At 60.8% G+C, this 4,798-nt stretch carries 4 protein-coding genes; 3 read left to right on the forward strand and 1 reads right to left on the reverse strand.

The features are described 5' to 3' along the window. Positions 1-231 precede the first annotated feature (231 nt). A complete protein-coding gene (locus ACE3OH_RS19395) occupies positions 232-1,566 on the forward strand; it encodes an aspartate aminotransferase family protein (RefSeq protein ID WP_374357063.1) in 1,335 nt (444 codons plus the stop codon). 59 nt (positions 1,567-1,625) lie between these two features. Next, complete coding sequence (locus tag ACE3OH_RS19400; RefSeq protein ID WP_374357065.1) at positions 1,626-3,128, forward strand: CoA-acylating methylmalonate-semialdehyde dehydrogenase; 1,503 nt, start codon at positions 1,626-1,628, stop codon at positions 3,126-3,128. A gap of 33 nt (positions 3,129-3,161) precedes the next feature. Here ACE3OH_RS19400 and ACE3OH_RS19405 read toward each other — a convergent pair whose 3' ends face one another. Then, positions 3,162-4,175, reverse strand: a complete 1,014-nt coding sequence (locus ACE3OH_RS19405; protein ID WP_374357067.1) for an extracellular solute-binding protein — start codon at positions 4,173-4,175, stop codon at positions 3,162-3,164. A gap of 119 nt (positions 4,176-4,294) precedes the next feature. Here ACE3OH_RS19405 and ACE3OH_RS19410 point away from each other — a divergent pair. Further along, positions 4,295-4,798 (forward strand): peptidylprolyl isomerase (locus ACE3OH_RS19410; RefSeq protein ID WP_374357068.1); only part of this gene is annotated, 504 nt, incomplete at its 3' end.

Below are 4,798 nucleotides of genomic sequence, written 5' to 3' on the forward strand. Positions count from 1 at the left end.
TTTTGGCAATGACGCCATCAACGATCTGATCGGTCAGCGAGCAAGGGCTGTCGGGGTCGAGTTGCAGCATCGATTCAACTGTACTGGATGATGATTCAATACATCGTGCCGCAAAACGGCGCCCCTTGTATATGGCGAATTGGCTGCGTACGGCGCGATACTCGATGCAAATGGCTCATTGGCTCGCCCGGTGAGCCAGTACATCTACCAATACAGATCAACGGAGCTGCCATGTCTGATACCGAGCTGAATCTTCAGCCCTACTGGATGCCGTTCAGTCATAACCGCTACTACAAGCACGATGCCGAGCACCGCGTGCACCGCATGCTGGCCAGGGCTGAGGGCAGTTACTACTGGACTACCGAGGGCCATAAGCTCTACGACGCGCTGTCGGGACTATGGTGCTGCGGCCTGGGTCATCGCCATCCAAAACTGGTCGAGGCGGTGAAGCAGCAGCTCGATGTGCTGGACTACGGTACTGCCTTCCAGATGGCGACGCCGCAAGTGTTCCGACTGGCTGAGCGCATCGCCGCGCAGGCGCCGGCCGGGCTTGAGCATGTGTTCTTCTGCAATTCCGGCTCGGAAGCGGTTGATACCGCCCTGAAGACGGCACTGGCTTATCACCGCGTGCGCGGTGAAGCGCAGCGCACCCGCTTTATTGGCCGCGAAAAGGGCTATCACGGTGTCGGCTTTGGTGGCATTTCGGTCGGCGGCATGGTGGCCAATCGCAAGATGTTTGCGGCCGGCATGCTGCCCGGCGTCGATCATCTGCCGCATACCCACAATTTGCAGCAAATGGCCTTCAGCCGAGGCGAGCCGGACTACGGTACGCATCTGGCCGATGAGCTGGAACGCCTGGTGGCGCTGCACGATGCGTCCACCATCGCGGCGGTGATTGTCGAGCCGATGCAGGGCTCGGCCGGTGTGATCGTGCCGCCCAAGGGTTATCTCAAGCGCCTGCGTGAACTGTGCAGCAAGCACGGGATCCTGTTGATCTTCGACGAGGTGATCACCGCATTCGGACGGATGGGCAAGCCTTTCGCCGCACAGTACTGGGACGTCACGCCGGACCTGATCACCTTTGCCAAGGGTGTCAACAATGGTCTGGTGCCGATGGGCGGGGTGATTGCCAGCAAGTCCATATACGATGCCTTTATGACCGGGCCCGAGCATATGGTGGAGTTCTTCCACGGCTATACCTATTCCGGTCACGCGCTGGCGGTGGCCGCTGCCCATGCCACGCTCGATGTGCATGGCGAAGAAGGTACCTATGCGCAGGTCAATGCTCTGAGTCCGGTGCTGGAAGAGGTGGTGCATAGCCTCAAGGGCGAGGCCAATGTGATCGATATCCGCAACTGCCAGCTGGCGGCTGCGGTCGAGTTTGCGCCGATTGATGGCAAACCAGGCTTGCGTGCGATCCGGGTGTTCGAAGAGGCGCTCAAGCGCGGCGTGTTGTTCCGCTTTACCGGCGACATCATCGCCATGGGGCCGACCTTCGTGTCCTCGCCCGATGAATTGAGCAATATGGCCGAGGTGCTGCGCGCCTCGATTCGCGCTGCGGGCTGAACCAGAGCGGGTGCCGCGCAAAAGTGCGGGCCGTGTTCGCAAATCAGGAATCAGGACTCATGGGCAAGACAATCAATCACTGGATCAATGGCGCTATTGCCGAGGGCAGCTCGGGGCGTTTTAACGATGTTTTCAACCCGGCCTCCGGCGAGGTGACAGCCCGGGTCGCTTTGGCCAGCGCTGCCGAGCTCGATAGTGCGGTTAGCGCGGCATCGGCAGCGTTTCCGGCCTGGGCCGCTACGCCGCCACTGCGCCGTGCACGGGTGATGTTCAAGTTCAAGGAACTGCTGGAGCGCCATGCCGATGAGCTGGTCGCTGCCATCTCGACCGAGCATGGCAAGGTCAGGGCCGATGCCCATGGCGAGCTGATCCGTGGCATCGAGGTGGTGGAGTTTGCCTGTGGCGCGCCACACCTGCTCAAGGGCGAGTTTGCCGAAAACGTCGGCACCGGCGTGGATAGCTACAGTCTGCGTCAGCCGCTGGGCGTGGTGGCCGGCATCACCCCGTTCAACTTCCCGGCCATGGTACCGATGTGGATGTTTCCGCTCGCACTGGTTGCCGGCAATACCTTTATCCTGAAGCCGAGCGAGCGCGATCCATCCACCTCTTTGATCCTGGCGCGCCTTCTGCGGGAGGCGGGTCTGCCTGACGGTGTGTTCAATGTGGTGCAGGGCGACAAGGAGGCGGTCGATGCCATCCTTGCGCACCCCGCTATCCAGGCGGTTAGCTTTGTCGGCTCCACGCCGATTGCCCAATACATCTATTCGACTGGCACGGCCAATGGCAAGCGGGTGCAGGCCTTGGGTGGCGCCAAGAACCATATGGTGATCATGCCCGACGCCGACCTGGACCAGGCGGTGGATGCCCTGATGGGCGCCGCCTATGGCTCGGCCGGCGAGCGCTGCATGGCGATTTCGGTGGCGGTAGCGGTGGGCGACGAGGTGGCCGATGCACTGGTGTCCAGGCTGGCGCCCAAGGTCCGCGCGCTGAAGATCGGTAGCTGGGATTCATCCGCCGATGTGGAGATGGGCCCGTTGGTAACGCGGGTACACCGCAACAAGGTAGAGGGCTATATCGAGGCCGGTGTGGCAGAAGGCGCTTCCCTGGTGGTCGATGGCCGTGGCCATGTGGTGCCGGGGTGCGAGGGCGGTTTCTTCCTGGGCGGCTCATTGTTCGACCATGTCAGCACCGCCATGACGGTGTATCAGGAGGAAATCTTCGGGCCGGTGCTGTGTGTGCTGCGGGTCAAGTCCTATGAGGACGCCATACGCATCACCAATGAGCATGCCTATGGCAACGGTACGGCGATCTTCACCCGCGATGGCGATGCGGCGCGTGACTTTGTCGCGCGTATCCAGGTGGGCATGGTGGGGGTGAATGTACCGATTCCGGTGCCGATGGCCTTTATGAGCTTTGGCGGCTGGAAGCAGTCGCTATTTGGCGATCATCATGCCTATGGTGCCGAGGCGATCCGCTTCTATACCCGGCTGAAAACCGTGACTGCGCGCTGGCCGCAGTCGATCCGCGCCGGTGCCGAATTTGTCATGCCGACGATGAAATGACCGCGGGATGCCCTCTGCAGGAGGCTGTCCCGCTCAGAACGCGCCTTTCTTGGCGCCGGACAGGATGCGGCTCCAGAACTGGTTGCGCAGGGCATTGTCTTCCACCGGCTGCAGCCAGACGATCTTGTCCCGCTCAGCCAGGCCGGGCGCGGCCTGTACCGTATTGGCCAGGCCCTGGCGCTGGGTGAGCAGGCGACCCACTTCCAGGCTGCTCATATGGTTGATCCAGCTGGCGGCCAGCGCCATGTCGCCAGCCCCTTTCAGCACCGCCCAGCAGTCCAGCCAGGCAATGGCGCCTTCGCGCGGGATCACATAGCCGACATCAAAGCCGGCGCTCTTCAACAGCTGTACCTGCTGATTGCCATAGTTGCCGAACATCAGCACCACATCGTGGTCGCGATACTGTTTGACGGCATCTTCGGCCGAGCCGAAAAACACCGGGCGATTGGCTCGCAATGCCACCAGGCGCTTCACCACGTCGCGGAACTGCTTGTTGTCGAGCTGGAAAGGGTTGCTGATGCCCAGGGTCAGCGCGGTCAGGCTGAAATTATGGTTGCTGCCCTCATACAGGGCGATGCGCCCGCGGAATTCGGGGCGCCATAGTGCCGACATCGAAGTGGGTGGCGTGGGGAATACTTTCTTGTCGTAGATCAGCCCCATTTCCGAATAGGTGTAAGGCACCGCATAGCGCTTGCCATCGCGCTCGATACCCGGCACATGGCGGAAGCGTTTTTGCTGGTTCTGGATATTGGGTATGCTGCTTGGTGCGATTTCATTGACCAGCTTGGCATCGATATAGCGCTGCAATTCGCCGGTATTGAGCGCCAGTACATCGTAATTCATGCCGCCATTGGCACTGGCCAGGCTCCACAGCGCATCGTCAGTGTCGACATAGGTGATTTCAACCCTGGCGCCGGTCTTTTGCTCGAAGCTGCTGACCACATCCGGGTCGGTATAGCCTTGCCAGGCCAGCACCCTGAGGGTGGGTTGCGCCCAGCCGGAATGGGCAAGCAGAAGGACAAAAAATAAGCGGAAGATGATATGCATCCGACCAGCTTAGCAAATAGCCGGTTTTTTGCGCCAGCAATCCGGCAAGCTGGAGCGCAGCTGCCCACGCGGAATTTCACGAAACAAGCAAACAGGAGTTGAGTGTAGTGAGACAGACAATGATTTATTCCCTCGTGGCCCTGGCCGCTTGCGCAGTGGCCCATGCCAAGGACAAGCCGGCGCGGCCCAGTACGGCCGATATCATCAAGCAGGCACCAAGCGATGCCTGGCGGCCGCTGGATGCGCAAAATACCGTGGTGATGGATGTAAACGGCAGCCAGGTGATCTTCGAGTTGGCGCCACGCTTTGCGCCACGCCATGCCGAGAATATCCGCAAGCTGGTGCATGAGGGCTATTTCGATGGCCTGGCGGTGATCCGCGTGCAGGACAACTTCGTCACCCAGTGGGGCGACCCGGCGGATGACGAAAAAGAAAAGGAGAAACTCAAGCCCCTGGGCTCGGCCAAGCCGAAGCTGCCGGCCGAGTTTTCCATTGCGGCCAAGGGCTTGCCGGTGACTCGGCTCCAGGATGTGGATGGTTTTGCGCCGCAGACCGGTTTTATCGATGGCATGCCGGTCGCGCTGGACCCGAAAAAGAATATCGCCTGGATACCGCACTGCTAT

The organism is Chitinimonas sp. (genome assembly GCF_041904975.1).
GTDB lineage: Bacteria > Pseudomonadota > Gammaproteobacteria > Burkholderiales > Chitinimonadaceae > Chitinimonas.